Consider the following 25,254-nt stretch of genomic DNA (forward strand, 5'->3'; position numbering starts at 1 on the left):
AATCGGGGGAGAAAGCCCGTCTCGGCGACGAACGTTTAAAAGGTGCTGACCCCTATGGTCGAACATGAAGTGGAAAGCAGACTGGGGACTTCGGGCACGCATGGTGCTGACGATGTTCCTGCTGTTCGCGCTGTACATCGTCTTCATCGGCGTGCTCTCGCGGTTCGCGAGCCTGCTCGGACTGGTGCTGGTGATGGGCGCGTTCTCGCTGGGCCAGTTCTTCTTCAGCGACAAGCTCACGCTGTGGAGCATGGGCGCGAAGGAAGTGAGCGAAGACGACTATCCGGAACTCCACCGGATGGTCGGGCGGCTCTCCCAGCAGGCCGACCTGCCCAAGCCGAAGGTCGCGGTCGTCGACAGCCGGGTCCCGAACGCGTTCGCCACGGGGCGCTCGCAGAAGAACGCCGCGGTCGCGGTGACGACCGGGCTGATGCGGTCGCTCGACCAGGAGGAGTTGGAGGGCGTGCTGGCCCACGAGCTCGCCCACGTCAAGAACCGCGACATGATGGTGATGACCATCGCGTCGTTCCTCTCGACCATCGCGTTCCTCGTGGTCCGGTGGGGCTGGTGGTTCGGCGGTGGCGGCGACAGTCGGAATCAGGCCCCCGTGTGGGTCGCCATCGTCGCCTCGCTCGTGGTGTGGGTCGTGAGCTTCTTCCTCATCCGGGCGCTCTCGCGGTACCGCGAGTTCGCGGCCGACCGGGGCGCGGCGACCATCACCGGCAAGCCCGCGGCGCTCGCGTCGGCGCTGATGAAGATCTCGGGCGAGATGGACAAGGTGCCGAAAGACGACCTCCGCTCGGAGTCGGAGATGAACGCGTTCTTCATCATCCCCATCAAGAGCGGTCTCATCAGCAAGCTGTTCAGCACCCACCCTGACACAGAAAAGCGCATCGAGGCGCTGCGTGACCTCGAACGCCAGATGGAGTCGGCCTGAGACGACGGTTCGATTTTCGCGGTTTCACGGCACCTTGACGTAGGCGTGGCCGTCGGCCTGCCGTTTGACTACTTCGCCCACGCCCGCGGGCACGCGCTCGACCCCGTCGAGCAGGTCGGCCTCCGAGAGGTCCCGACTCTTGAGGCTGTTCGCGCAGGCGCGCAGGGCCACGCCCGCCTCGGCCAGCGACTCGACCGACCCCGGGTCGGTCGAGTCGCTGGTGAGCAGGGCGACCCCGTCGCCGTTCGCCACGAGGACGACCGACTCGACCGCGGTCGAGTCGTCTTCGAGGAGGTTCCGGGCGTTCGCAATCGCGTGGGCCTGCTGGCTCTCGTCGCCGCTGAAGTGGAGTACCGCGTTCATGGCGCTCACTAGGTCGGTTTCGATGGCCGTGGTCGTTTCGGCCGCGTTCGAGGAGTCTCGAAGGGAAACGACCGGCCGAACAGTCAACGGAAGCGCTATCCCGGCATCCACCATCGACGCGAATCCTCACTAGCCGTCGTCTGGGTGGACTGGAAGGGGCCGCCCGCTCGCGCACAGTTCAGTCGTCTCAGCGACCCCTATCTCGGCCGGGTGGTGCGGAGAGGCCGAGATATGTCGCTGAGCGACCGCGAGCGGGCGGGGGCTTTCGGGGTGTTCGCGTCTTCTCTGAAATTCGCAGTAGCAGTGGGTGTTTATCTAACTCTGGACGACGTATCAACGGATTAGAATCAGTCTGTCACCCATAGGACGCCTCCCTTTTTATCGACGCCCCCATACACACGCCCATGGGACTGTTCGACGGAATCCGGGAGGTGCTCGGCATCCGCGCGGAGGCCGACGCGACCCGGAACGCCGACCCCGAGGACCTGTTCGGGATGAGCACGGCGTACATCACGATGGAGGCCGAACTGGGCTACGAGGCGGTCGGCGAGGCGGCGCTGTGCTTCTCGGAGGTGGACAACACCGACTTCCGGGCCGCCGTGGACGAGGTCCACGAGATACTGGAGTTCGGCGCGGAGGAGACCGGCACCGAGGCCGAGGGCCACACCGACGACTACGGCTACTCGTGGGTCGTCCTGCGCGACGACGACTACGAGGACCTCGTGACCAGCCTCCACTTCGCGGCCGACACGCTCATCGAGCACGGCTACGGCTCGCGACTGCTCGCGGCCGTCTTCGGATTCGAGCGTGACGGCGACCCCGCCTACTGGGTGTACTCGTTCCGCAGGGGTTCGTACTACCCGTTCGCTCCGACGGGGACGAGCGACCGCGACTCGGGCGCGGAGTTCAAACTGGAGAGCAACCTCGACGGCGAACTCGAGGTCGAGAGCGACAAGGAGTACTGGTACCCGCTGTGGCCCGACGCGCCCGGCAAGCACCCCTGGGAGTGAGCGGTCGCGTCCCTCGCCGCCGACTCTTCTCGTTTTAAATGCCGTCCGACGTTCGTCACACCCACGCCGCCGTCCGGCATTTTCACTTTCACTCCCCTGTTAACGGGGGTTTATATGACGAGGGGCACAAGCGGAGAGTATGGCAGCAGACGAAGACCTCGAGGAACTCCCGGGCGTCGGCCCGGCGACCGCAGAGAAGCTCAGAGACGCAGGTTTCGACTCCTACCCCGGACTCGCGGTCGCGAGCCCCGGCGAGCTCTCGAACACCGCCGACGTGGGCGAGTCGACCGCCGCCGACATCGTACAGGCGGCCCGCGAGGCCGCCGACGTGGGCGGCTTCGAGACCGGCGCGGCCGTGCTGGAGCGCCGCGAGAAGATCGGGAAGCTCGAATGGAAGATCGAGGAGGTCGACGAACTGCTGGGCGGCGGCGTCGAGACCCAGTCCATCACCGAAGTGTACGGCGAGTTCGGTGCCGGGAAGTCTCAGGTCACCCACCAGCTCGCGGTCAACGTCCAGCTCCCGCGCGAACACGGCGGGCTCGGCGGGAGCGCCATGTTCGTCGACAGCGAGGACACCTTCCGGCCCGAGCGCATCGACGACATGGTCCGGGGACTCCCCGACGAGGCCATTCAGGCCGCGATGGACGAGCGCGAGATCGACGGGTCGCCCGGCGACGACGAGGCGATGGAGGCGCTGGTCGAGGACTTCCTCGACAAGATTCACGTCGCCAAGGCGTTCAACTCCAACCATCAGATGCTGCTCGCGGAGAAGGCACAGGAACTCGCGAGCGAGACCCAGGACGACGAGTACCCCGTCCGACTGCTCTGCGTCGACTCGCTCACCGCCCACTTCCGCGCGGAGTACGTCGGCCGTGGCGAACTCGCCGAGCGCCAGCAGAAGCTCAACAAGCACCTCCACGACCTCGACAAGGTCGGCAACCTCCACAACACCGCCGTCGTCGTGACGAATCAGGTCGCCTCGAACCCCGACTCGTTCTTCGGCGACCCGACCCAGCCCATCGGGGGCAACATCCTCGGCCACAAGTCGACCTTCCGCATCTACCTCCGGAAGTCGAAGGGCGAAAAGCGCATCGTCCGGCTGGTGGACGCGCCGAACCTCGCCGACGGCGAGGCCGTCATGCGCGTCGAGGACGGCGGGCTGAAGCCCGAGTAGACCGACCGGTTCTCCCGGCCCCGTTACCGCGCGAAGAATCGCGGCTCCGCCGCGATTCTTCGCGACGAGCTCGCTGGTCGCTCGCGTGACGCTCGCATCCCGACGGCAGAGCCGACCTGATCGCCGATCCGGCCGGTTCGCCTTTACACCGAACCCTCGTGTTTTCAGACATGAAAGCGCGAACGGGGTTCGCAATCGTCGTGGTCGGGACGCTGGCGATACTGTCGTTTCTCGTCGTGCGACCGTTCCTCGGCTACGTCCTCGGGGCGATACTGCTGGCGTTCGTGTTCACTCCCCTCCAGCGGCGGCTGGCTCCCGCGGTGGGCAAGCAGGTGTCGGCGGTCGTGCTCGTCGTCCTCGCGGCGGTGCTCGTCATCGGGCCGGTCGTCGGCCTCGTGGCGGTCGGGCTGGTGGAGGTCGAGAGCATCCCGACCTCCGTCGACGACCTCCGCGGATTGCGGTCGGTGCAGGAAAGCGTCGAGTCCCTCCTCGGAATCCAGCTCGAACCCATCATCGACCGGGTGTTCTCGGGGCTCACCGCGGGAATCGGAGAGCAGACGTCCCGTATCGCGGAGGCCGGAGTCCACGCGTTTCTGGGCCTCCTCCTGCTCGTGTTCCTGCTCTACTACCTGCTCAAGGACGGCGACGAGTTCGTGGCGTGGACCAAGCGCGTCACGCCGCTCCCCCGGGACGTGCAGGACGAACTCTACGCGGAGGCCGAGGACGCGACGTGGGCCGTGCTGAAGGGCCACATCTTCGTCGCACTGGTGCAGGGGTTCGTCGCGGGACTGGGTCTGTTCGCGACCGGCGTGCCCAACGCCGCGTTCTGGACCGGCGTGATGGTGTTCCTGGCGCTGGTCCCCATCGTCGGCGTCGCACCGGTGCTGGGCGGGGCGGCGGTCTATCTGGCGATAGAGGGCAGACCGCTCGCGGGCGTGCTGGTCGTGGTGTACGGACTCACCATCGTCGCGCTCGTCGACGACTACCTGCGGGCGATGGTCATCGAGAAGGGGTCGTCGCTCCACTCGGCGGTGATACTGCTGGGCGTGTTCGGCGCGGCGTACTTCCTCGGCCCCATCGGGCTGTTCGTCGGGCCGATAATCCTCGCGCTGTTCAAGGCGACCGTCGAGGTGTTCAGCGAGTACTACGGCCTGTCGGCGTTCTGAGGCCGGACCGAGCGTCGTCGCGCGGGGAATCTATTTCAGCCCTCCGAGAGATGACCACTCGTGACTCGCCGAACCGCCCTCCTCGCGCTCGCCACCGGGCTGTCGGCGTTCCTGGTCGTCGGCGTCGCCGTGACCGAACTCCTCAGCGCCCGCATCTGGCCGTCGCTGTTGGTGGGGATTCCGGTGGGAATCGCGGCCGGACTCGCCGGGGCCGCGTTCGTCTACGGGGGTCTCGTCCCGGAGAGCCCGCGGCCGCGACGGCGGTTCGCCGTCGCGGCCGCGGGCTTCGGCGTCGCGTTCCTCGCGGTCCTGCCGGTCGCGGCGCTCGGACTGGGAGTACGGAACACCGTCGCGCTCGTGCTCGCTGGCGGGGTCGGCGCTGTCGTCGCCCTCGCGGCGTACGCTCGCCCGTCGGTGGTCGAATCGCGAGTGGGATGAAAACCGAGAACCGGTGAAACGGTCGGAACCGCCCGCTCAGTCCTCTTCGGTCGTCGTCTTGTCCAGTTCCTTCTCGCCCTCGTAGATCTCCGCGCCGTCCTGAACGACCTTCTCGGCGAGAACCGCGCACTTGACCCGCATCGGGCTGATGTCCACCCCGAGCATGTCGATGACGTCGTCGCGGTCCATCTCGCGCATCTCCGCGACCGACATGCCCGCCAGCTTCTGGGAGAGCATGCTCGCGCTGGCCTGACTGATGGCACAGCCGTCGCCCCGGAAGGCGACGCGTTCGATGGTCTCCTCGTCGTCGTCGAGTTTCACGTCGATGGCGATCTCGTCGCCGCACATCGGGTTCTCGCCAGCGTGGGAGTAGGTCTTCTCGTCCAGTTCCCCGTAGTTCCGGGGGTTCTTGTAGTGGTCGAGAATCTGCTGGCGATACATGTCCGAGCCCATGCCCATTGTTGGTAGCGAGTAGGCGAGTCGGGCGTAAAAGCCTACCGCCAACCGTTTCCTGTGCTCCGGGCCCGCCACCCGTTTCCTGCGCTCCCGGCCGCGCTCGGCGCGGCCGGGAGCGCAGGAAAATCGAGAGCGCGCCCACCGCGACGGCGACTGGACAGAGGGAAGACTTATGATAGCCACCAGTCAGGTATCGGATATGGTCCCCGAAATTCCCCTCCGCGAGACGACCAGCAGACGCGCCGGGCGGTGGTTCCCGGGATGAACTGGGAGTCCGACAGGAGCCTGCAGGTCCGGATGGTGCTGACGCTGGCGTTCGTCCTCGCGCTCCCGTTCGGGTTCGTCTACACCCTCCTGTTCCTGCTCAACACGGTGGGGCTGGACCTCCTCGAATTCGCCACGAACGAGCCGTGGAACGGGCAGTTCTACGTGAATCCGGTCGTGCTCACCGCGGTCGTCCTCGGCGGGTTCGCCGCGCAGTACGCCTTCGGTCGGCGCGTCGCGCTCCGGTCGGCCGGTGCGCGGGAGGTCGACGCCGAGGAGTACCCCGACCTCCACGCGACGGTGACGCGGCTCGCCGCCCGTCTCGACCTGCCGACGCCGACGGTGGCGGTGAGCCGGACGGCGGTCCCGAACGCCTTCACCGTGGGTCGGTCGCCCGAGAGCGCGACGGTGGTCGTGACCGAGGGCCTGCTCGACCGACTCGACGACGAGGAACTGGCGGCCGTGCTGGCCCACGAACTCGCCCACGTCAAGAACCGCGACGTGGCGGTGATGACGCTCGCGTACTTCCTGCCGACGCTGACCTACTTCGTGGCGATGGGCGCGTACTTCGTGCTCAAGGGCGTCTTCCACGGTCTCGGCGGGATGGGCCGGAGCAACGGCGACGGCAAGGGGCTCGCGGTCGCCGTCGTCGTGCTCGTGGTGAGCAGCGTGCTGACGCTCGCGGTCTCGGCGGCGTTCTGGGTCGGGAGCTTCCTCTTTTTCCGACTCCTCTCGCGGTACCGCGAGTTCGCCGCCGACCGCGGTGCCGTGAGCCTCACGGGCGAGCCGCTGGCGCTCGCGAGCGCGCTGCGGACCCTCGACGACACGATGACCGAACTCCCCGACCGGGACCTCCGCGAGCAGGACGGCGGCCTCGAAGCGCTCTACGTCGCGCCGATAGACGCCCCGAAGTTCGGCTCCGACCGGGAGCTGATAAGCCGCGACCTGTTCCCCGAGACCCACCCCCCGACCGCCGAGCGCATCGAGCGGCTCCGGGACCTCGACGCGGAGCTGGAAGGGCGATGACCCCGCACCCCTCCCGACGTCGGTTCCTCTCGCTGGCGTCGCTCGCCACCGCAGGAATCGGGGCACTCGCTGGCTGTGGCTACCGACCCGGCGGTGGCGACGTCCGGTGGGAGGGGGGAATCGGCACGGGAAGCTACCTCCCCGACGACGTGCTCGCCGGAGCCGACGGCGAGACGGTGTTCACCGTGAGCCGGTCCTCGCGGGACTTCGACTGGGAGACCGAGGAGTGGGGCCAGTACGCCGACCTCGCGGCCCGAGACGCCGCCACGGGCGGGGTTCGCGGGGAGAGCCAGACCGAACCGGTCGGGGCGGTCGCGGTCGGGGACGGGACGCTGTACGTCGGCCACGAGGACGGCGGGCTGTCGGCGTTCGCCGCCGACGGCGAGGTCGGCTGGCGGGTCGAGACCGACGACGTTATCCGGGAACTCGCGGCGAGTGGCGACCGCGTCTACGCCGCGACCGACGGCGGTGAGCTCGTCGCGTTCGCGGCCGACGACGGCGACCCGCTCTGGAACACCGAACTGGAGGTTTCCGAACGCGGGGTCGCGCTCGTCGCGTCCGGAGACGGCGCGTTCGCCCACCGGGAGGACACCGCGACCTCGACGGCGGTGACGGCGTTCGGCTCGGACGGGCGAGAGCGGTGGCACGCGACCCTTGCGGACGACGGAGTCGGGAACGACCCGCCGGTCGCCGGGAGCGACGCGCTCTACGTCCCGACGCGAGGGAAGCTGTTCGCGGTCGGCCTCGGAGACGGCGAGGAGCGATGGTCGCGGGAACTCGACCGTCGTCGCGGTCGGCCCGCCGTCACCGACGGCGCGGTCGTTTCCGCCGACGACGAGACGCTCTACGCCTTCGACCCCGGCGACGGCGAGGAGCGCTGGCGCTTCCGGCCGGAGGGCCGGTGGCCGGACGTGACCCCGCCGGGCGCGGCCGAGGGAGTCGTCTGCGTCGGCGGAAGCGACGACCTCCACGCGCTCGACGCCGCCGACGGGAGCGCGCGCTGGCGGGCCGAGAGCGAACCGGTGGAGGGCGAACCGGTCGTCGTCGGGGAGACGGTGGTCGTCGCGACCGACGACGGCCACTTCAGGGGCCACTGGCGGGAGTGAGGCCGAGACCTCACACGACGTAGCCGATGACGGAGGCGTTGAGAACGAGCAGGGTGGCGACCAGCGCGTTCGTCCGGAACGACATCTTGAGCCGGGTCGGGAGCGCCGAGACGCCGTCTTCGCGGGCGTTCTTCGTCTCCCACCACGACCAGAGGCTGGTCAGCGCGAAGACGCCGTAGAGGGACATCATCGCGATGAGGGCGGTCCCGCGCGCGCCCTCGGGGAGGCTGTTGTCGTAGATGACCCAGACCGCCGCGCCACCCGACGCGCCCATCAGGACGACGCCGCCGAGCGCGAACCACTTCAGCGAGTCGAGCACGTCGAGCGCGAACTCCGGGGCGTCGTGTCGCCCGGCCGCGGGCACGACCAGCATCGACGTGACCAGATAGCCGCCCGCCCAGAGGACGGCCATCAGCGTGTGCGAACCCATCACGGCGGCGAGAGTCCAGTCTACCATGTTCGGGAACAGGTACTTCTCGGATAAAATACGGCCGGTTCGCGGTCGCGGCGGTGGCTGGCGTCGGGGGCGCTGACGGCCTGCAGCGTCTCAGACCTCGCCGCCGACTTCGCGCTCGAAGCGGTCGAGGAACTCGACGACGAACGCCCTGCGTTCCTCGGCGAGTTCGCGACCGGCCTCGGTGTACATCCGGTCGGGGAGACGGAGGATCTTCTTGTGGAAGTGGTTGAACTGGGTCGCCCCGGCGGTCGAGTCGTCGGCCTCGGGCGGCAGGTCGGGGTCGTGGAGGGTCTGGCCGAGTTCGCCGCCGTACGCGAAACACCGCGCGATTCCGACCGCGCCGAGCGCGTCGAGGTTGTCGGCGTCCGAGAGGAGTTCTGCCTCGCGGGTCCGGGGTTCCACGTCGTTCGAGAAGCGATGTGCCCGGATGCAGTGCTGGACCGCGCCGACGGTCTCGGCGCGAGCGCCGAGACCGTCGGCGAGGATCTCGCCCGCCTCCCGCGCGCCCCACTCGGCGTGGTCCTCGATTTCACCGCGGTCTTCCCTCGCCCGGCCGATGTCGTGGAGCCACGTCGCGGCGAACAACACGGTCTCGTCGACCTCGTACTCCTCGGCGAGCGTCGTCGCGAGCGCGGCGACGCGCTCGACGTGGTACCAGTCGTGGGCGGGAGCGATGTCGGCGTCGAAGTAGGTCTGGGCGCGCGCTCGGACTTCTTCTAACATGTCTGACACGGCGGCTACCGGAGACAAAAAGCAATCGACTTCAGGCGAACAGCTCTCGGGCGTCGTCCATCGCGTCCAACAGCACGTCTATCTCGTCGGTCGTGTTGTAGACGTAGAACGACGCCCGCGCGGTCGCCGCCACGCCGAGCTTGTCGTGGAGGGGCTGAGTGCAGTGGTCGCCCGCCCGGATGGCGACGCCGTGGTCGTTCGTGATGGAGGCCAGGTCGTGGGCGTGGACGCCGTCGAGGTTGAACGAGACGAGACCGCCGCGGTCGGTCGGGTCGTCGGGGCCGTACACCTCGATGTCGTCGAACTCCGCCATCCGGTCGAGCGCGTACGCCGCGAGGTGTTCCTCGTGGCGCTTGACCGACTCCATGCCGATGTCTTCGAGGTACTCGACCGCCTCGGCGAAGCCGACCGCCTGCGCGATGCTCGGGGTTCCGGCCTCGAACTTCCACGGCAGGTCGTTCCACGTCGTCTCGTCGAACGAGACCTTCCGGATCATCCCGCCGCCGTAGAGGTACGGCTCCATCTCCTCCAGAATCTCCTCCTTGCCGTAGAGCGCGCCGATGCCGGTCGGTCCGGCCATCTTGTGGGCCGAGAAGGCGTAGAAGTCAGCGTCGATGGCCGCCACGTCCACCGGGCGCGTCGGCACCGCCTGCGCGCCGTCGAGGAAGACGTAGGCGTCGTGGTCGTGGGCGAGGTCGGCGAGTTCCCGCGCGGGGTTGACGGTCCCGAGGGTGTTCGAGACGTGGACGGCGCTCACCATCGCGGTGTCGTCGGTGACGAGGTCTGCCGCGGCGTCCATGTCGAGGGTGCCCTCGTCGGTCACCGGGATGTACTTCACGTCGGCACCCGCGCGCTCGGCGATCTGCTGCCATGTGACGAACGACGAGTGGTGTTCCATCTCCGTGAGGACCACCTCGTCGCCCGGGCCGAGTTCGTTCAGGCCCCACGAGTAGGCCACGAGGTTCTCGGCCTCGGTGGTGTTCTTGGTGAAGACGATCTCCTCGCGGCCGTCGGCACCGACGAAGTCGGCGACCGCGTCGTGGGCCTCCTCGTAGGCGATGGAGGCCTCCTGACTGAGCTGGTGGATGCCCCGGTGAACGTTGGCGTTGTACGTCCGGTAGTACTCCGAGATGGCGTCGACGACCCGGTCTGGCGTCTGGGTCGTCGCGCCGTTGTCGAGGTAGACCAGCGGCCGACCGTCGCCGACCTCCCGTTCGAGGATGGGGAAGTCCTCCCGGATGCGCTCGACGTCGAGCGCGTCTGATTGCTGAAGTCCCATTACCCGAAGAGAGGGGTTCGAGCAAGAACATTCCTTCGGTCTCGACACTCTCGCGTAACTGGAATCGGTTTCGTCGGGGCCGGGAACGCGGAACCGAAGGGAGAACGGAACCGAAATCGCTCGGGGCGCGCTCGGAGGCGAGCCTCCGAGCGCGCCGCCCGAGCAGGGACGCCGTTAAGGGACTCGGCTCCAAGGTGAGGATATGGTCTCGAAGCGACGGCTCGCCGCGAGCCTCCTGCTCCTCGGACTCGTCTTCGTCGGCGCGTTCCACGCGGTACTGGCGGTCGCGTTCGACACCGGACTCGCCTCGGTCGGTCTGGGACTGGTGGGACTATCGATGCTGACCCTGCTGGTGGTCAATCTCCCCGCGCTCGGGGAGGGGTAGAGGAGAGACCGGCGGTCCGACGCTACATCCGGAGGTACTGGGCGTGGCGGGTCGACTCTATGTCGAGGACGTTGGCCTCGTCGACGAACCCCTCGCGGACCGCGAGTTCGACCGCCTCGGTCCCCACGAGGTTCGCCACCGACGCGCGAGCGAGGCTGGCGACCACCGCCTGCTCGTCGGCCTCCTCCCCGCCGTAGAACTCCTCGGTGACGGTGAGCGAGACGCCGTCTTCCTCGAACGTCTCGCCGAGGACCTCGGCGTCGCAGACCGCCACCAGCAGTCCCTCGTCGGTCTCGCGCTCGGTGAGTAGCATCATTCCCGTCTGCTCTCGATGAGCTCCTGCTCGGCCTGCTCGCGCATCTGTTCGGCCTCCTCGGCGATCTCCTCGGCCTCGTCGTACTGGCCGAGTTCTTCGAGCGCGCGGGCCTTCTCGTCCAGCACCTCGGAGTTGCGCAGGCCCAGCCGGATGGCGTTCTCGATGCTGTTCAGCGCGTCCTCCGCCAGCCCGCGCTCCAGCAGGAAGAACCCGCGGTTGAACCACGCCTCGGCGAACCGCTCGTCGATTTCGACCGCGCGCTCGGCGTGTTCGAGCGCCTGCTCGCTACGGCCCGACTCCCACAGCGCGTAGGCGAGGTTGGTCTCGGCGGTGGCGGCGTGCTCGCCTGCTCGCGGGCGTTGCCCGCTCTCGTTCGAGGCGCGTCGCGCCTCGCCGTCCTCGTCGACGTGGAGGGCCTCCCGATACGCGCCGATGGCCTCGTCCCACTCCTCCAGTTCGGCGTGGGCGACGCCCTTGTTCGTCCACGCCTCCTGTTCGAGCGCGCTCCCGTCGGGAGCGAACTGGGCGACCCGCTCGAAGGTGTCGGCGGCCTGCTCGAACCGGTTTATCTGCATGTAGTTCAGGCCCACGTCGAGGAGTTCCTCGACGTCGACCTCGTCGGCCGGGACGTTCCCCTCGTCGAGCAGGTCGGCGACGACCCGCGAGTCGACGGGGTCGACCTTGTCGGGGTCGACGTCGAGCTCGGGCGGGTCGAGGTCGAACGCCTCGTAGGGGTCGTCGAAGCGGTCGCCCTCGGAGAAGTCGTGGTCCTCTGGGTCGGTCATGTGACCGGATTGGCGTCGAGCGGTGTTAAGGCCTACGCCATGGGGATTCGGGACAAATTCTGCGACGATTCCCCCTAGTAAAGACTTATAAAGTTCTGCGTGGTAACTGGAATCAGCATGGCCTACTCGTCCGAGTCACCCGACCGCGAGACGGAAGTCAGAGACGACGAGGAGGACTTCGACTCCGAGTACGTGGTCGAACCCGGACGGATGCGCGAGGGCGATTTTAAGACGCTCGACGACGTGCGAGACGCTCTCGACGACGAGGAATCCGACTGAGGAACGTCGGCTATACGACGACTGATTCGTTTAGTCGAAATCGACAATATTTTTCGTCGGTCGCCGACTACAGTCGAGTAGATGGGCGTCTGCTACGTACTCTCGGACGCGTTCTACGAGAAGCTGGTCAAGCGCATCGACCCCAGAGAGGCCAGCGAACTCGTCGATGGGCTCGAAGCCCGGAAGCGAAACGCAGACGAAGCCGAAGAGATACTCGAATCGAAAACGCTCCGAGGGACGAAGCACGTTCGGCAGATGAAAATCGGCCAGTGGCGTATCGCTTCGCTCTACGTCAGAGGTATCGAAATCGCCGAAGTAGTGCAGCTCTGCTACCTCTACAACAAGAACAAGAACACCGAACCCGACCGGAGCGTTCTGCAGGAAATCGACGCCGCGGCGGAACGGCTCTTCGCCGAAGCGCCTGACTGGCCGCCGGACGAAGAATCCGAATACCTCGAAGCGATGCAGACCCAGCTTCCTGAAGTGTAGTCACGCCCACCAACCTTCAAGCCCGGACCCGCCCAACGTCACCCCATGCGACTGTTCGTCAGCATCGACCTGCCCGACGACCTCGCCGACGAGGTGCGGGCGGTCCAGGAGGAGTTCGCCGGGGCCTCCGGCCTCGACTTCACCGACCCCGAGCAGGCCCACGTCACCCTAAAGTTCCTCGGCGACGTGACCGCCGGGAAGACCTCGCGCGTCAAGAACGCCCTCCGGCGGGCGGTCGAGCAGGCGGGCGTCGGACCGTTCGAGGCGTCTTACGAGGGGCTGGGCGTCTTCCCCAGCATGGGGTACATCAACGTCGTCTGGCTCGGGGTGAGCGAGGGCAGCGAGCAGATGACCCGGCTCCACGAGGCCGTCGAGCGCGAGGTGACGAGGCTCGGCTTCGACCCCGAGGACCACGACTTCACCCCCCACGTCACCCTCGCGCGGATGAACCACGCGGGCGGCAAGGAGCTGGTCCAGGAGAACGTCGAGGAGCTGGAGCCGACCGTGGGCACGGCCGAGGTGACCGAGATTCGGCTGACCGAGAGCGTCCTCACCGACGAGGGGCCGGAGTACTCGACCGTGGAGGCGTTCGAACTCGGATGAGGATTCGGCTCGCGGAGGAGGCCGACGCGCCCGCCCTGCGGGACATCTACGCGCCCGTGGTCGAGGAGACCGCCGTCTCCTTCGAGGAGGAGCCACCGAGCGCGTCGGCGATGCGCGAGCGCATCGCCGACGCGCGTCCGGCGTATCCTTGGGTGGTCTGCGAGCGCGATTCCGAAATCCTCGGCTACGCCTACGCGGGCCAGCACCGAACGCGCCCCGCCTACCGCTGGTCGGTGGACGTGTCGGTGTACGTCGCCGCCGAGCACCGCCGGAGGGGAGTCGGCCAGGGACTCTACGAGTCGCTGTTCGAACTCCTCCGGCTTCAGGGGTTCTACAACGCCTACGCGGGAATCGCCCTCCCGAGCCCCGCGAGCGTCGGCCTCCACGAGTCGCTGGGGTTCGAGCGGGTGGGCGTCTACGAGTCGGTGGGGTACAAGCGGGGGAAGTGGCGCGACGTGGGCTGGTGGGGGCTACGGTTGCAGGACCCGGCCGCGTCGTCGGCTGATGCCGACGACGCGGCCGACTCGGACGACCGCGTCGATTCGGACGACCCCGCCCGCCCCGCCGACCCGCGCTCGGTCGCCGAGGTTCGGGACGACGCGGCGTTCCGGGCGGCGCTGTCGGCGGGCGAGGAGTCGGTGGGCGGCTGACGCGACCGAACGGCCTCAAAGGAACAAGATTTTAAGCCACGGCGGGGAAACTTGGGGTACCATGAGCAAGAAGTCGAAGGCGAAGAAAAAGCGCCTCTCGAAACTCGACCGGCAGAACAGCCGCGTTCCCGCGTGGGTCATCATGAAGACCGACCGAGAGACGCAGCGCAACCCCAAGCGCCGCAACTGGCGGCGTAACGACACCGACGAATAATGAGTGCGAGCGACTTCGAGGAGCGCGTCATCACGGTGCCGCTCCGGGACGTCAAGGCCGAAGCGAAGCACAAGCGCGCCGACAAGGCGATGTCGCTGATCCGCGACCACCTCGCCCAGCACTTCAAGGTCGACGGCGACGAGGTGCGCCTGGACCCCTCCATCAACGAGGCCGTCTGGTCGAGAGGCCGCAAGAAGCCCCCGAGCAAGCTCCGCGTTCGGGCCGCCCGATTCGAGGAAGAGGGCGAGACGGTCGTCGAAGCGGAACACGCCGAGTAGAGCTTTGCTCCGCGCCGCCTTTTTCGGTTCGTCGTACGTCGGCGTGTTCGCCCGCGCGACCGACGAGTACCTGCTGGTCCGGCCCGACCTCGACGACGGACTGGTCGCCGACCTCGGCGACGAACTCGGCGTCGAGACCGTCGAGACCAACGTGGCCGGGTCGGCGACGGTGGGCGCGCTCGCGGTCGGCAACGAGAACGGCCTGCTCGTCAGCAGTCGGGTCACCGACCGCGAGCGCGAGTTCATCGAGGACGCCGTCGACGCGACCGTGACCGAACTCCCCGGCCGCATCAACGCCGCCGGGAACGTCGTCCTCGCCAACGACGAGGGCGCGTACGTCCACCCCGACCTCCCGCGGGAGGCGGTGCAGGCGGTACAGGAGGCGCTCGACGTGGACGTGACCCGCGGCGAACTCGCGGGCGTCCGGACCGTCGGCACCGCCGCCGTCGCGACGAACGACGGCGTGCTCTGTCACCCCAAGACGACCGACGACCAGCTCGACCGACTGGAGGACGCACTGGGCGTGCCCGCCGACATCGGTACCGTCAATTACGGCGCGCCGCTGGTCGGGTCGGGCCTGCTCGCGAACGAACACGGCTACGTGGTGGGTCAGGAGACGACGGGTCCCGAACTCGGCCGTATCGACCAGGCGCTCGGCTACATCGAGTAATCGCGCGCCGGTGCCGACTGTCTTTCCGCCGAAGAAGACAGATCATAGCAAGATACTTGTCGAATCGTAAGTAACGTTTTCACCAGTAATGTCTATGGATAGCCGGGACTCCCGCGAAAGCGATGTCGGTGGTAGTCGAACGGAATCTGCCAGCGACAAGGGTTCGGAAAGACTGGGTCCACCGGAGTTCCTTGGCTATCGAATCATTCGAGAACGAGAAGAACAGGACGAAAGTCCGACTTCCCGTTCGAAGTTTTGGAAACTCTGCTGTATCGCTGACCGATATTTAGTTGAAGAACTAAACCACGACATCGGATTCCCTCGGCATTGGTATAAGTACGGGGAGGTCGGTGAGCCTCACTCGGTCAACCGTGGGTTTCTGAACGCTCCGAGAGCCCGATTTTGGGAAGGTCAAGAATTATTCTCGGACCGGAAGATTCCGATTACAGAATTCGATATTTCGGGGGAAGATCAACGACTGATTCGGAGAGCGGCATCCAAAATCGTGGGCGAATTTGGTAAACGCCCCACCAAAGAACTCAAAAAACACCAATATAACAACGATGCGCCGGAGCCATTTATTGAGGCATACAGTAAGCTCCGTGCACAATTCGAGGCAGTTGACTTGGACCAGCAAAAACTCTTGCCCGATTACAGTCAAGGGCCTTCAAGCACCATCGAAAATTTGCTCGATGAGATGTTAGTGACATATCCGTGTGATAGGTATGAAGATGTCTATGGTATGTACCTAAACTGGGACGACACGATGCGGCTTATGTACGAGACCGGAGGAACTGCTCCGGAAATGAAGTCCTTCCTTGAATTTTTCGTAGAGAAAATAAGCGAGATTACGCTTCGGTTCGAACACAATCGTAATATTCCGGAAGATAGGCTCGATAGTTGGCGGGAAGAGAGAGAAGAGAAGATAAGAGTACTCGACACAGGGATAGAAGAGACTCGTCGAGCACTCTTAGAAGGATACGAGCCGCCCGAGGTACTTGAATCCGTTTCCGATTCGTTCGACCGGTCGATGACCGAAGAGTTGGATGAATTGAATCCCGCCGAAGAGTAACAATGGTGGACACCTCGTTTCTTGACAAAGGAATCCTTCTCGGGTACTGTTTTACCGTTCACACTCATCACGAGAAGTGCGAAGAGTACCTATCGGATGCTGATGCCGTATTTTACGTCACGAAGTACATCGATGACGTGTATGAGGAGAAGAAACGGGAAGTAATCAAGCAACATCGGACCGCAATTTTAGATCACATTACGAGACTAAAGCGCGCAGATGAGTTCTCGGAGGAACTCGACCCAGACGATATAGACGAAATCCGAAGATGGATGATAACTACAGCGAACGACGCTTGGCGGTATCTCCGTGATTACTATGACGGTTTGTCGTATACAACAGTGCGCGACGTGGAGAATGACCTACGTAGTCTCGCCAGAGAATTGGATAAACTCACTAGGAGAAGGAAAGAGAAGTTCGACAGTCGAGTGGAGAGTTGGACGCGAGACCGTGAGTATCCGGGGCTCGAAGATAATCTGGGCGATTTGAAACAGGAAGAAGAAGAGGATTACTGGGTTTGTATCGACGCTCACGACCTAGCTTGTAGAACGCCAGGTACGACGGAACTCGTAACGAACAATCCATCGGACTTCGGAGAGCAAGCCTACGGGTCGGTGATTAAACAAGTGACGGATATTGACAAAATAAGAATACTTGTGGCAAATCCAACGACCAAAGCGTGATAAGTTGCAGCCACCCTGTACACGGTACCTGAATTGAGAACGAATCCGACAGGCGGCTATTCTGCGACGACCTCGTCGAACAGGTCGCTCACGCGCGCTTCTATCTCGTCGCGTATCTCGCGGACTCGCTCGGGGTCCTTCCCGTCGGGGTCGTCGAGCGCCCAGTCGCGCACGTCGACGCCGTCTCCGACCGCGCCGACGTCGAGCGTCGAACAGCCCATCGTCGCGACGTAGTCGCAGGACCGGAGTTCCTCGGTCGTGATCTCCCGCGGGGTCCGGTCCGAGAGGTCGATTCCGACCTCGGCCATGGCTTCGATCACCCCCTCGTGGACGCGGTCGGCCGGGAGCGTCCCGCCCGTCAGGAGTTCGATCCGGTCGCCGAGGCCGCGTCGGTCGCGTTCGCGCTCGGCGAACGCGACCGACATCTGAGAGCGACCGGCGTTCTGAACGCAGACGAAGGCGATGCGAGTCGGGTCGGTCGAGTCGGTTTCGTCGGAATCGGGTTCGGTGGACATGGTTCTCGATTTGGATGCTCGTCAGTCGTCGTTCGCGGTCGTCTCGCGAGCGGTCGAATCGGGTGCAGGCGTCGATTCGCGCCAGTCGAACTTCCGCTGGAAGTACAGCGCGACGTTGACCAGCGCGAGCAGGACCGGGACCTCGATGAGCGGCCCGACGACGGTCGCGAACGCGACTCCGGAGCCGACGCCGAACACCGCGACCGCGACCGCGATGGCCAGCTCGAAGTTGTTGCTCGCCGCGGTGAAGCCGATGGCGGTCGTCGTCGAGTAGTCGGCACCGATACCCCTTCCCATCCCGAAGCTCACGAGGAACATCACGACGAAGTAGATCGTCAGCGGGACGGCGATGAGCAGGACGTCTCCGGGGGCGGCGACGATGCTCTCGCCCTGCGTGGCGAACATCACGACGACGGTGAACAGCAGTGCGACCAGCGTCAGGGGGTCGATTCTGGGGACGAACTCCTCGTCGTACCACTCCTCGCTCTTGGCCCGGGTCCCGACGTACCGGGTCAGGAAGCCGCCAGCGAAGGGGATGCCGAGGAAGACCACGATGGCCTCGAACACCTGCATCGGCGTCACGTCGAAGGTGGTGATGCCCGCGACGAGCGTCTCCATGCCCAACAGCGGGGGGAGGACGAGGCCGAAGAACCAGACGTACACCCCGTAGGTGACGATCTGGAAGAGGCTGTTGAACGCGACCAGTCCGGTGACGTACTCGGTCGAGCCCTCCGCGAGCTCGTTCCAGACGAGCACCATCGCGATACACCGGGCCATCCCGATGAAGACGAGGCCGAGGAAGAACTCCGGACGGGCCGGGAGCCCGGGGACGACGCCGCCGAAGAAGACCACCGCAAGTCCGAACATCAGGGTCGGGCCGATGAGCCAGTTCTGGACGAGGCTCAGCCCGAGGACTCGCCAGTTGCGGAACACGGTCGGGAGCCGCGAGTAGTCGGCCTTCGCCAGCGGCGGGTACATCATCACCACGAGCCCGATCTCCACGAGGTGGAGGTCCCGAATCGGCTCGGTCACCGACGGCGCGACGAACCCCAGCCCGACGCCGACAGCCATCGCGCCGAATATCCAGAGGGTCAGGTACTTGTCGAGGAAGTCCATCGAGCGCGGGTCGCCACAGCTCTCACAGCCGCAGTCGGGCCCGTGGTCGTGCCCCCCGTCGTGCCCGCCGTCGTGGGTAGCGCTACTCATCGTCCACGCTCCCTTCGAGGACCGTGACGAGCGCGACGGCGCGGTTGGTCGCCCGGTACTTCTTCCAGCGGCCGTCCTTGCGGGCCGAGACGAGGCCCGCCTCGACGAGCGCCGAGAGCGCGTGGCTGAGCCCGCTCTCGGTCACGTCGACGACCGCGTTCAGCTCGCAGACGCAGAGTTCCTCGCGCGCCGCGACCAGCACCCGGACGAGCGTGTAGCGCGTCTCGTTGGCGAGCGCCGAGAGCACGTCGAGTTCGGCGTCGAGACGCGCGGTTCCGAGCGTCGATTCGAGGGTTCGGAGTTCCGCGAGTCGGCGCTCGACGTCTTCGCTTCGACACGCGCCGAGTTCGTCGTCGAGGTATCGCCGGAGTCGGTCAGTGGCTTGTCCCATCGAGAATCAATTGAGTATTCTCTCAAATAATGGTTCCGGCATCCCTCGGTGGCTGTTCGATATAGTGGCTTCAAAAGCAGTATATAGTGAGAATACCGGTATTGATTCGTCCCCCGCCGATAGATGATTGAGATATTTCTAAACTGTCTCTGCGGACCAGAGCGAGCCGGGAGACGCGAAGCGTCGCCCGGTCCGGCGGAATCAGGCGGTACGAGCCAACGGGAGCCCGTCCCCGGAACCACGCCGGAGTCGGCGAATTAGAATCCTCCGACGGAATCGAGGTCCAGCGTCACCGAGTAGGAAAATACTTCCCTCCGCGTACCCCACGTTGGCCCATGAGCGAGTTCACTGTTCGCGGTCGCTTCAAGTCCCGAGACGGATGGCAGGAGTTCGAGACGGAGGTCGACGCCGAGAACGAGGACGTGGCGCGCGAGCGCACCTACGCCAACTTCGGCGGACGCTACAGCCTGAAGCGTACCCAGATCGAGGTCGAGGAGGTAGAAGCCCGATGATGGGCGGTGGCGGCAACCCCGAACTTCAGGAGCTGTCCCAGCAACTGCAGGAACTCGAACAGCACAAGGAGGAGCTCCAGGCCGAAATCGAGAGCCTCCGCGAGGAGAAGACGGAGATCGACGAGGCCATCGAGACCATCGACGCGCTCGAAAGCGGGTCGGTCGTTCAGGTCCCCCTCGGCGGCGGCGCGCACGTCCGCGCGGAGGTCGAGGACCTCGACGAGATAATCGTGGAGCTCGGCGGCGGGTACGCCGCCGAGCGCGAGGAGGACGACGCGGTCGGGACCCTCGAAACCAAGCAGGACACCCTCGACGAGCGCATCGCCGACCTCCAAGACGAGGTCGGCGAGGTCGAAGACGAGAGCGCCGAACTCGAAGAGAGGGCCCAACAGCTCCAGCAACAGCAGATGCAACAGCAGATGCAACAGATGCAACAGCAGAGCGACGACGACGAGTAATCGCCGATGTTCGACAGCCTGAAGGACAAGCTCGGGAGTTTCCGCGAGGACGTGGAGGAGACGACCGAGGAGAAGGCCGAGGAAGCCGAAGCCGCGGAGGCCGAAACCGAGGAAGCCGAGGCAACCGAAACCCCGGCGGCTTCGGCCGAACGGGACGCCGCGGCGTCCGAGACGAGCGAGCCGGAGGGCGAGGAGAACGGAGGCGGCTCCGTGAACGGGTTCGCCAAGAAGGCAAAATCGTTCGCGAGGGGCGAGATCGTCATCGAGGAGCAGGACCTCGAAAACCCGCTCTGGGAGCTGGAGATGGCGCTGTTGGAGAGCGACGTGGAACTCAGCGTCACCAACGAGATCATCGAGAGCATCCGCGAGGACCTCACGGGCGCGACCCGGTCGTTCAGCGACGAGACCGCCGACGTGGTCGAGCAGGCGCTGGCCGACTCGCTGTTGAAGGTCATCTCGGTCGGCCAGTTCGACTTCGACCGGCGCATCGCCGAGGCCGACAAGCCGGTCACCATCATCTTCACCGGCGTCAACGGCGTGGGCAAGACGACGACCATCGCGAAGCTCTCGAAGTACCTCGAAGACCGGGGCTACTCGACGGTGCTGGCGAACGGCGACACCTACCGCGCGGGTGCCAACGAGCAGATACAGGAGCACGCCGACAACCTCGACAAGAAGCTCATCGCCCACGAGCAGGGCGGCGACCCCGCGGCGGTCATCTACGACGCCGTCGAGTACGCCGAGTCCCACGACGTGGACGTGGTGCTTGGCGACACCGCGGGTCGGCTCCACACCGACGAGGGACTGATGGACCAGTTGGAGAAGATCGGTCGCGTGGTCGGCCCGGACATGGTGCTGTTCGTCGACGAGGCCGTCGCGGGACAGGACGCGGTCCAGCGCGCCGAGAAGTTCGACGAGGCCGCCGAGATCGACGGCGCGATACTCACGAAGGCCGACGCAGACTCCCAGGGCGGGGCGGCCATCTCCATCGCCCACGTCACGGGCAAGCCCATCCTCTTCCTCGGCGTCGGGCAGGGCTACGACGACGTAGAGAAGTTCGAGCCCGAGCGGTTGGTCGACAGCCTGCTCGGGGACGGGGAGTAGTCGGGCGGGGCGTCTCAGAACGCGCCGTCTTCGACGGTCACGTCGGCACGGAGCGACGGTTCGAGCGAGTTGTTGACGTGACAGTATTCTTCGGCGGCTTCGACGAGAGCCTCGGGGTCGTCGAGGTCCGCCTCGACGGCCAGCGTGAAGGAGGTCGATTCGAGGCCGTCGTCGCTCTGTTCGGCGACTGCGTCTATCTCGATGCGGCCGACGTCGCGGATACCGTTGCGCTTCGTGGCCATACGGAACGCCGCGAGGAAGCAGGAAGTGTACGTGGTGACGAGCATCTCGACCGGCGAGGGCGCGTCGGCTCCGCCAGCGTCGATGTGAACCTCGTGGTCGCTGACTGTGGATAGCGTCTTGTACCCCTCGTCCGATTCAGTCGTGACTTCGATGTCGGACATAGTTGTGCGTATTATCCACTATACTGCGAACATTTGAGTCCGTCGACTTCGTCGGGGTCGCGTGACGTGCGAACGTTCGACAGGGAGAGTTGCGACGCCGGACTGCTCGACGAGGGCCGGGAGGCCCGTCGTTCATCCGGGCGTCACGTCGTCCTACCGGTACCAGCGCCGTACCGCCACTAGCCCGTTCACCGCGGCGAGGACCACGGCGGCGAGTCCGAGCGTGAACAGCTCCACCGGGAGTCCCCGGAAGAGCAACCAGTACGACAGCGAGAGGATGGCGAGCGCCACCACGATGTTGTAGGTGTCGGTCGCCAGTTCGCCTGCCAGTTCGCCGGGCGACCGTCCTCGGGGTTCGCCCGTCACTTCGGTGCGGTCACCGTTCGTTGCTACCGAGTCGTTGCGTGCCTTGTTTAAATCGCGTGCCATGCATTGAATGAGGACGGGCGTGGATTTCCGAGGAACCATTATAAGTTTATCGGCCACCTTGAAGGAAGGTTGGGTCGCCGACCGTCGTAACGTTTATCGACGGTTGAACCTTCCACGAACGACGAAATCCGGCTCCAAAGGAGACACTTGGCCGTTCTCGTGAGCGTCGAAAGCGGCTACGGCGCGAACTCCAGCACCGCCGCTACGAAGGGTCTAAAGTTAGAACTAGCCAAGTCATTGGATAGAGAACCCGCGCGGTGCTAGGACACCGCGCAACCGTGATGGGATAGTTCTACTTCTGGTTGCGACGACTAAGTCTGTCTTAGTCTTCGGCTACAGTGTAGCGTACATCTCGATGATTTATATCTCTTTCGGCGTCATACGAGATTCACGTTAGATGGCGTAATAAAGAAGACTGGGGCATAGAGGCCGCACAGAAGACTTAATAAAAGAATAGGAGAACCGCACTAATGCGCGGTGCTAGGACACCGCGCGTGAGAAGTCGATGATATGGATACTTCTACTTCTGGTTGCGACGACTATCGTCGGTGTTCTTAGTCTTCGGCTCGTGCCGAAGCGTTGGGACAGCGTTGACGTGAAGGTCAGGCCATGGGGTCTGACCGTGTCGGCGGACAGCGACCCCGAGAACCCCGAGTAGGGCGAGGGGTCTCCGCCTTGGTCGGTTTCACGGGGGCGAGCGACGTTTTCGAGCGATTCGACGGGACCACCCAACTCGCGGGCTAGAAAAAGCCTTTAACGACTACGCGGTCTAACTTCACTAAGAATGGTACTCGACGACTTGGGCAACTCTCTCCGCGACTCCCTCGGCAAACTCAGCGGGCAGTCCCGCGTGACCGAGGAGGACGTAGAGGAGATTGTCAAGGAGATTCAGCGGTCGCTCCTGCAGGCCGACGTGGAGGTCAGCCTCGTGATGGAGCTTTCGGACTCCATCAAGGAGCGCGCGCTGGAGGAAGAATCACCTGCCGGAACCTCGGCGCGGGACCACGTCCTCAGCATCGTCTACGAGGAGATGGTCGACCTCGTGGGCGACAGCACCGACCTGCCGCTCGAAGAGCAGACCATCCTGCTCGCGGGGCTCCAGGGGTCAGGGAAGACCACCACGTCGGCGAAGATGGCATGGTGGTTCGCCAAGAAGGGCCTGCGGCCCGCGGTCATCCAGACCGACACCTTCCGGCCCGGCGCGTACGACCAGGCCAAGGAGATGACCGAGCGCGCCGAGGTCGACTTCTACGGCGACCCGGACTCCGAGGACCCGGTCGAAATCGCGCGCGAGGGACTGGAAGCCACGAGCGAGGCCGACGTTCACATCGTCGACACCGCGGGTCGCCACGCGCTCGAAGACGACCTAATCGCCGAAATCGAGGAGATAGAGGGTGTCGTGAACCCCGACCGGAGCCTGCTCGTCCTCGACGCCGCCATCGGGCAGGGCGCGAAAGACCAGGCCCGCCAGTTCGAGGCGTCCATCGGCATCGACGGCGTCGTCATCACGAAACTCGACGGGACCGCGAAGGGTGGCGGTGCGCTGACCGCGGTCAACGAGACCGATTCGTCCATCGCGTTCCTCGGGACCGGCGAGACGGTCCGGGACATCGAGCGCTTCGAACCCTCGGGGTTCATCTCGCGCCTGCTCGGGATGGGCGACCTCAAACAGCTCACCGAGCGTGTCGAACGCGCCATGCAGGAGACCCAGGAACAGGAGGAGGACTGGGACCCCGAGGACATGCTGAAGGGCGAGTTCACCCTGAAGGACATGCGCAGACAGATGCAGGCGATGAACAACATGGGACCGCTCGACCAGGTCATGGACATGATTCCGGGGATGGGTGGCGGTCTGATGGACGAACTCCCGGACGACGCGATGGACGTGACTCAGGACCGGATGCGGCGCTTCGAGGTCATCATGGACTCGATGACCGAGGCCGAACTCGAACACCCCCGCGCAATCGGCGCGAGTCAGGTCGAGCGCATCGCGCGCGGGAGCGGGACCGACGAGGAGACGGTCCGCGAACTCCTCGAACAGCACAAGATGATGTCCCAGACGCTCAAGCAGTTCCAGGGGATGGGTCAGGGCAACATGGAGCGCATGATGAAGAAGATGCAGGGCGGCGGTGGCGGAGGCGGCGGCATGGGCGGGATGGGTCCGTTCGGGTAGTCGACCGGCGGAGTCCACCGAGTTCCGACCCCACGGGCCGACGCATCGCTTTTTTGGTCCGGGAACGCGACGTACCGAGAGATGTCCGTCCGCGACGTGGCCGAGCGGGCCTACCGCGAAGCCCTCCCGGTGCTGGCGGCGAGTGCGGTCGGCGGCCTGTTCGCGGGGCTCGTCCTCGGCGGCATGCAGTCGGACCTCCGGTCGGTCTCCGGCCTGCTCGCGCTCGTTCCCGCGCTGTTGGCGACCCGCGGCAACGTCTACGGCGCGATGGGCGCGAAGCTCTCGACCGCGCTCCACCAGGGGCTCATCGAGCCCCGTCCCGTGCCCGACGACCGCCGGGTGTACGCCGCGGCGACCGCGGCGATGCTCAACGGGGTCGCAATCAGCGTGTTCGCCGCGGTCGTGGCCTACGCGGCGCTGGTCGCGCTCGCTCGCCCCTCGGCCTCGCTCGCGACGCTGGCCGCGGTGGCGCTCGTGGCCGGAGTCCTCTCCGGTATCGCGCTGACGGTCATCGTCGTCGCGGCCGTCTTCGCGGGCTACCGGCGCGGGCTCGACCCCGACACGCTGGTCGGGCCCGTGGTCACGACCACGGGCGACGTGTTCGGGATGGCCGCGCTGCTGGTCGCGGTCCGACTCGTGGTCTCGCTCGGGGGTGGGTAGATGGCGGCCCAGTCGCACGCGACGTGGACCGTCCGGGAAATCACCCGCGCGATGGCCCCCCTGCTCGTGGTGCTGGCGGTCGTCGAGGTCGGGAGCGGCCTCGTCCTCGACACCTTCGAGAACCAGCTCGTCCGGTATCCGTCCCTGCTGATTCTGGTGCCGGTGATGATCGGCACCGCGGGCAACCTCGGGAGCATCCTCGCCGCGCGACTCTCGACCGCGTTCCACCTCGGCACGCTGTCGTTCGACCCCACCGACGACGAGCTCGCGGGCAACGCGGTCGCCACCGTCGCGCTCGCCGCGACGGTGTTTCCGGCGGTCGGCCTCGGCGCGTGGATTCTGACGTTTCTCACTGGCGGCGCGCGACTGTTCGTCGGCACCGTCGTCGCGGTGGCGCTGGTCTCGGGAGTCGCGCTCGCGGTCGTGGCGGTGGTCGTGACGCTCCTCGCGGCCTACGCCGCCTACCGGTTCGAACTCGACCCCGACGACGTGGTGGTTCCGGTGGTGACGAACGTCTGCGACGTGCTGGGCGTGGTGGTGTTGCTCGGGGTGGTTCGGCTACTGGTGTGA

The 25,254-nt window shown here is 65.7% G+C and carries 34 protein-coding genes and 1 pseudogene; 23 read left to right on the top strand and 12 right to left on the bottom strand.

All coding sequences use genetic code 11. The annotated features are described in order from the left end of the window. The first annotated feature begins 64 nt into the window (after positions 1-64). Positions 65-937 (top strand): zinc metalloprotease HtpX, encoded by an 873-nt coding sequence (gene htpX / locus NGM10_RS07845; RefSeq protein ID WP_253476848.1) that lies wholly within the window; start codon positions 65-67, stop codon positions 935-937. Between the two features lie 24 nt (positions 938-961). Here the strand turns inward: htpX and NGM10_RS07850 are convergent, their stop codons facing one another. Continuing rightward, positions 962-1,300: a DsrE family protein gene (locus tag NGM10_RS07850; RefSeq protein WP_253476850.1), complete on the bottom strand. Its 339-nt coding sequence runs from the start codon at positions 1,298-1,300 to the stop codon at positions 962-964. A gap of 404 nt (positions 1,301-1,704) precedes the next feature. Here NGM10_RS07850 and pspAB point away from each other — a divergent pair, with 404 nt between their 5' ends. From pspAB to NGM10_RS07870, 4 genes are all read left to right on the top strand, one after another. Next, a complete protein-coding gene (gene pspAB, locus NGM10_RS07855; protein WP_253476852.1) occupies positions 1,705-2,310 on the top strand; it encodes a PspA-associated protein PspAB in 606 nt (201 codons plus the stop codon). 139 nt (positions 2,311-2,449) lie between these two features. Further along, positions 2,450-3,484, top strand: a complete 1,035-nt coding sequence (gene radA, locus NGM10_RS07860; protein ID WP_253476854.1) for a DNA repair and recombination protein RadA — start codon at positions 2,450-2,452, stop codon at positions 3,482-3,484. Positions 3,485-3,654: 170 nt separating this feature from the next. Then, positions 3,655-4,650, top strand: a complete 996-nt coding sequence (locus NGM10_RS07865) for an AI-2E family transporter (RefSeq protein WP_253476855.1) — start codon at positions 3,655-3,657, stop codon at positions 4,648-4,650. A gap of 60 nt (positions 4,651-4,710) precedes the next feature. Next, on the top strand, positions 4,711-5,088 hold the full coding sequence (locus NGM10_RS07870) for a DUF8147 domain-containing protein (protein WP_253476856.1): 378 nt from the start codon (positions 4,711-4,713) through the stop codon (positions 5,086-5,088). Positions 5,089-5,124: 36 nt separating this feature from the next. Here NGM10_RS07870 and sufU read toward each other — a convergent pair whose 3' ends face one another. Then, on the bottom strand, positions 5,125-5,547 hold the full coding sequence (gene sufU / locus NGM10_RS07875) for a Fe-S cluster assembly sulfur transfer protein SufU (RefSeq protein WP_253476857.1): 423 nt from the start codon (positions 5,545-5,547) through the stop codon (positions 5,125-5,127). Positions 5,548-5,805: 258 nt separating this feature from the next. Here sufU and NGM10_RS07880 point away from each other — a divergent pair, with 258 nt between their 5' ends. Together NGM10_RS07880 and NGM10_RS07885 are read left to right on the top strand one after the other, a co-directional pair. Beyond that, the gene (locus NGM10_RS07880) at positions 5,806-6,834 is read left to right on the top strand and encodes a M48 family metalloprotease (protein WP_253476858.1); all 1,029 of its coding nucleotides are present in this window, start codon (positions 5,806-5,808) and stop codon (positions 6,832-6,834) included. Continuing rightward, positions 6,831-7,940, top strand: a complete 1,110-nt coding sequence (locus NGM10_RS07885; RefSeq protein WP_253476860.1) for an outer membrane protein assembly factor BamB family protein — start codon at positions 6,831-6,833, stop codon at positions 7,938-7,940. The genes NGM10_RS07880 and NGM10_RS07885 overlap by 4 nt, the downstream gene beginning before the upstream one ends. Before the next feature lie 10 nt (positions 7,941-7,950). Here NGM10_RS07885 and NGM10_RS07890 read toward each other — a convergent pair whose 3' ends face one another. The 3 genes from NGM10_RS07890 to NGM10_RS07900 all read right to left on the bottom strand — a co-directional run bounded on the left by NGM10_RS07890 (position 7,951) and on the right by NGM10_RS07900 (position 10,408). Then, positions 7,951-8,397: a hypothetical protein gene (locus NGM10_RS07890; RefSeq protein WP_253476863.1), complete on the bottom strand. Its 447-nt coding sequence runs from the start codon at positions 8,395-8,397 to the stop codon at positions 7,951-7,953. A 90-nt stretch (positions 8,398-8,487) separates the two neighbouring features. Then, positions 8,488-9,120: an HD domain-containing protein gene (locus NGM10_RS07895; RefSeq protein WP_253476866.1), complete on the bottom strand. Its 633-nt coding sequence runs from the start codon at positions 9,118-9,120 to the stop codon at positions 8,488-8,490. A gap of 40 nt (positions 9,121-9,160) precedes the next feature. Then, positions 9,161-10,408, bottom strand: a complete 1,248-nt coding sequence (locus NGM10_RS07900; protein WP_253476869.1) for an aminotransferase class V-fold PLP-dependent enzyme — start codon at positions 10,406-10,408, stop codon at positions 9,161-9,163. 202 nt (positions 10,409-10,610) lie between these two features. Between NGM10_RS07900 and NGM10_RS07905 the strand changes: the two genes are divergently transcribed. Further along, complete coding sequence (locus tag NGM10_RS07905) at positions 10,611-10,793, top strand: hypothetical protein (RefSeq protein WP_253476872.1); 183 nt, start codon at positions 10,611-10,613, stop codon at positions 10,791-10,793. 22 nt (positions 10,794-10,815) lie between these two features. On the opposite strand, the gene NGM10_RS07910 is transcribed toward NGM10_RS07905, so the two are convergent. Together NGM10_RS07910 and NGM10_RS07915 are read right to left on the bottom strand one after the other, a co-directional pair. After that, entirely contained in the window at positions 10,816-11,106 is a 291-nt protein-coding gene (locus NGM10_RS07910) for a DUF424 domain-containing protein (RefSeq protein WP_253483788.1), read from the bottom strand. 2 nt (positions 11,107-11,108) lie between these two features. Continuing rightward, positions 11,109-11,894 (bottom strand): annotated as a pseudogene (locus NGM10_RS07915) (tetratricopeptide repeat protein); the annotation flags it as partial. Positions 11,895-12,011: 117 nt separating this feature from the next. Between NGM10_RS07915 and NGM10_RS07920 the strand changes: the two are divergent. From NGM10_RS07920 to NGM10_RS07960, 9 genes are all read left to right on the top strand, one after another. Beyond that, positions 12,012-12,173 (top strand): hypothetical protein, encoded by a 162-nt coding sequence (locus tag NGM10_RS07920; protein WP_253476878.1) that lies wholly within the window; start codon positions 12,012-12,014, stop codon positions 12,171-12,173. Positions 12,174-12,254: 81 nt separating this feature from the next. Further along, entirely contained in the window at positions 12,255-12,662 is a 408-nt protein-coding gene (locus NGM10_RS07925) for a hypothetical protein (protein WP_253476881.1), read from the top strand. Positions 12,663-12,707: 45 nt separating this feature from the next. Beyond that, positions 12,708-13,265 carry an RNA 2',3'-cyclic phosphodiesterase gene (gene thpR, locus NGM10_RS07930; RefSeq protein ID WP_253476884.1) on the top strand — a complete coding sequence of 186 codons (558 nt, stop codon included), beginning with the start codon at positions 12,708-12,710 and terminating at the stop codon, positions 13,263-13,265. Continuing rightward, positions 13,262-13,915, top strand: coding sequence for an arsinothricin resistance N-acetyltransferase ArsN1 family B (locus NGM10_RS07935; protein ID WP_253476887.1), 654 nt, complete (start codon positions 13,262-13,264; stop codon positions 13,913-13,915). Before thpR ends, NGM10_RS07935 begins: the two co-directional genes overlap by 4 nt. A gap of 61 nt (positions 13,916-13,976) precedes the next feature. After that, complete coding sequence (locus tag NGM10_RS07940; RefSeq protein ID WP_128476843.1) at positions 13,977-14,129, top strand: 50S ribosomal protein L39e; 153 nt, start codon at positions 13,977-13,979, stop codon at positions 14,127-14,129. Further along, entirely contained in the window at positions 14,129-14,407 is a 279-nt protein-coding gene (locus NGM10_RS07945) for a 50S ribosomal protein L31e (protein WP_253476890.1), read from the top strand. The genes NGM10_RS07940 and NGM10_RS07945 overlap by 1 nt, the downstream gene beginning before the upstream one ends. Positions 14,408-14,411: 4 nt before the next feature. Beyond that, positions 14,412-15,077, top strand: a complete 666-nt coding sequence (locus NGM10_RS07950) for a translation initiation factor IF-6 (protein WP_253476894.1) — start codon at positions 14,412-14,414, stop codon at positions 15,075-15,077. Between the two features lie 88 nt (positions 15,078-15,165). Then, the gene (locus tag NGM10_RS07955; protein WP_253476897.1) at positions 15,166-16,149 is read left to right on the top strand and encodes a hypothetical protein; all 984 of its coding nucleotides are present in this window, start codon (positions 15,166-15,168) and stop codon (positions 16,147-16,149) included. A 2-nt stretch (positions 16,150-16,151) separates the two neighbouring features. Further along, positions 16,152-16,832 carry a hypothetical protein gene (locus NGM10_RS07960; protein WP_253476900.1) on the top strand — a complete coding sequence of 227 codons (681 nt, stop codon included), beginning with the start codon at positions 16,152-16,154 and terminating at the stop codon, positions 16,830-16,832. Between the two features lie 56 nt (positions 16,833-16,888). Here NGM10_RS07960 and NGM10_RS07965 read toward each other — a convergent pair whose 3' ends face one another. The 3 genes from NGM10_RS07965 to NGM10_RS07975 are packed head-to-tail and all read right to left on the bottom strand — an operon-like array spanning position 16,889 to position 18,944. Then, complete coding sequence (locus NGM10_RS07965) at positions 16,889-17,347, bottom strand: low molecular weight phosphatase family protein (RefSeq protein WP_253476904.1); 459 nt, start codon at positions 17,345-17,347, stop codon at positions 16,889-16,891. 21 nt (positions 17,348-17,368) lie between these two features. Then, positions 17,369-18,553, bottom strand: a complete 1,185-nt coding sequence (gene arsB, locus NGM10_RS07970; protein ID WP_368408615.1) for an ACR3 family arsenite efflux transporter — start codon at positions 18,551-18,553, stop codon at positions 17,369-17,371. Next, entirely contained in the window at positions 18,546-18,944 is a 399-nt protein-coding gene (locus tag NGM10_RS07975) for an ArsR/SmtB family transcription factor (protein ID WP_253476908.1), read from the bottom strand. The genes arsB and NGM10_RS07975 overlap by 8 nt, the downstream gene beginning before the upstream one ends. Before the next feature lie 335 nt (positions 18,945-19,279). Between NGM10_RS07975 and rpl18a the strand changes: the two genes are divergently transcribed. From rpl18a to ftsY, 3 genes are read left to right on the top strand one after another with little or no spacing between them, the layout of a single operon-like run. Continuing rightward, a complete protein-coding gene (rpl18a, locus tag NGM10_RS07980) occupies positions 19,280-19,456 on the top strand; it encodes a 50S ribosomal protein L18Ae (RefSeq protein WP_253476913.1) in 177 nt (58 codons plus the stop codon). Beyond that, on the top strand, positions 19,456-19,914 hold the full coding sequence (pfdA, locus tag NGM10_RS07985) for a prefoldin subunit alpha (protein ID WP_368408660.1): 459 nt from the start codon (positions 19,456-19,458) through the stop codon (positions 19,912-19,914). The genes rpl18a and pfdA overlap by 1 nt, the downstream gene beginning before the upstream one ends. Positions 19,915-19,920: 6 nt before the next feature. Then, entirely contained in the window at positions 19,921-21,018 is a 1,098-nt protein-coding gene (gene ftsY / locus NGM10_RS07990) for a signal recognition particle-docking protein FtsY (protein ID WP_253476920.1), read from the top strand. A gap of 14 nt (positions 21,019-21,032) precedes the next feature. On the opposite strand, the gene NGM10_RS07995 is transcribed toward ftsY, so the two are convergent. Both NGM10_RS07995 and NGM10_RS08000 read right to left on the bottom strand, forming a co-directional pair. Then, positions 21,033-21,422 (bottom strand): OsmC family protein, encoded by a 390-nt coding sequence (locus NGM10_RS07995; protein ID WP_253476925.1) that lies wholly within the window; start codon positions 21,420-21,422, stop codon positions 21,033-21,035. Between the two features lie 153 nt (positions 21,423-21,575). After that, entirely contained in the window at positions 21,576-21,851 is a 276-nt protein-coding gene (locus NGM10_RS08000) for a hypothetical protein (RefSeq protein WP_253476928.1), read from the bottom strand. A gap of 784 nt (positions 21,852-22,635) precedes the next feature. On the opposite strand from NGM10_RS08000, the gene NGM10_RS08005 reads away from it, so the two are divergent. The 3 genes from NGM10_RS08005 (at position 22,636) to NGM10_RS08015 (ending at position 25,254) form a co-directional block, all read left to right on the top strand. Further along, complete coding sequence (locus NGM10_RS08005; RefSeq protein WP_253476932.1) at positions 22,636-24,024, top strand: signal recognition particle protein Srp54; 1,389 nt, start codon at positions 22,636-22,638, stop codon at positions 24,022-24,024. An 81-nt stretch (positions 24,025-24,105) separates the two neighbouring features. Further along, a complete protein-coding gene (locus NGM10_RS08010) occupies positions 24,106-24,684 on the top strand; it encodes a magnesium transporter (RefSeq protein WP_253476935.1) in 579 nt (192 codons plus the stop codon). Beyond that, on the top strand, positions 24,685-25,254 hold the full coding sequence (locus NGM10_RS08015; protein ID WP_253476939.1) for a magnesium transporter: 570 nt from the start codon (positions 24,685-24,687) through the stop codon (positions 25,252-25,254).

This window comes from Halorussus salilacus (assembly GCF_024138125.1).
Lineage (GTDB): Archaea > Halobacteriota > Halobacteria > Halobacteriales > Haladaptataceae > Halorussus > Halorussus salilacus.